Origin of the sequence: Pseudoalteromonas sp. T1lg22 (assembly GCF_002964645.1) — a bacterium.
In the GTDB taxonomy this organism is placed as follows: Bacteria; Pseudomonadota; Gammaproteobacteria; order Enterobacterales; family Alteromonadaceae; genus Pseudoalteromonas.
Genome location: NZ_PQBY01000024.1, coordinates 1 through 1,226 on the forward strand (window position 1 = coordinate 1; position 1,226 = coordinate 1,226).

1 protein-coding gene is annotated in these 1,226 nt (G+C 59.3%); it reads left to right on the top strand.

Annotated elements, in window-relative coordinates; all coding sequences use genetic code 11:
- Positions 1 to 1,226: beta strand repeat-containing protein (locus C2M24_RS14440; RefSeq protein ID WP_199775728.1), on the top strand; the 1,226-nt coding region annotated here is incomplete at both ends.

Sequence of the window (1,226 nt, forward strand, 5' to 3'; positions counted from 1 at the left end):
TGACCGTCACCATGACAGTGACCGACGCTGCCGGGAACACAGGCACGGTCACCGATACCACCATCTTGGATACAGGCGCACCGAGCACAGGTGATGGTGCAAACAGTATTGCGTTCGACGATGGCGGCGATGAACAATTGAGCGCGAGTGAGGCGACCAATGTGACCCTTTCTGGCGTTGTCGAAGCCGGTGCCACCGTCGACAGCATCACCATCAGTGATGGTGTGACGACGATCACGGTACCGAGTTCGGCGATCAGCACGGATAGCAACGGCAACGTGACCGTCGTAGGGCAAGACCTTTCAAGCCTCGCTGACGGCGAATTGACCGTCACCATGACAGTGACCGACGCTGCCGGGAACACAGGCACGGTCACCGATACCACCACCCTAGATACGGGCGCACCTTCGGTGACCATCAACGATAACACCACCAATGACAGCACCCCAGCCTTGACCGGCACCATAGATGATCCAGAGGCGAGCATAGTAGTAACCGTTGAGGGTGTGGATTATGTTGCCACCAACAATGGCGACGGCACCTGGACCTTGGTGGACGACACCTTGCCTGCGCTTATGGACGGTAGCTACCAGGTCACCGTGACCGCCACCGACGCGGCGGGTAACAGCAGCATGGCCACGGGCAACTTAGTCATTGACACCAGCGCACCAACCACGGGCGATGGTGCGAACAGCATTGCGTTCAACGACGGCGGCGATGAGCTGGTTAGCGCAAGTGAGGCGACCAATGTGACCCTGTCTGGCGTTGTCGAAGCCGGTGCCACCGTCGACAGCATCACCATCAGTGATGGTGTGACCACGATCACGGTACCGAGCTCGGCGATCAGCACGGATAGAAACGGCAACGTGACCGTCGTTGGGCAAGATCTGTCAGGTCTCGCCGACGGTGAACTAACCGTCACCATGACAGTGACCGACGCTGCCGGGAACACAGGCACGGTCACCGATACCGCCACCTTGGATACGGGCGCACCGAGCACAGGTGATGGCGCAAACAGTATTGCGTTCGACGATGGCGGCGATGAACAATTGAGCGCGAGTGAGGCGACCAACGTGACCCTTTCTGGCGTTGTCGAAGCCGGTGCCACAGTGAACAGCATCACCATCAGTGATGGCGTGACCACGATCACGGTACCGAGCTCGGCGATCAGCACGGATAGCAACGGCAACGTGACCGTCGTTGGGCAAGATCTGTCAGGTCTCGCC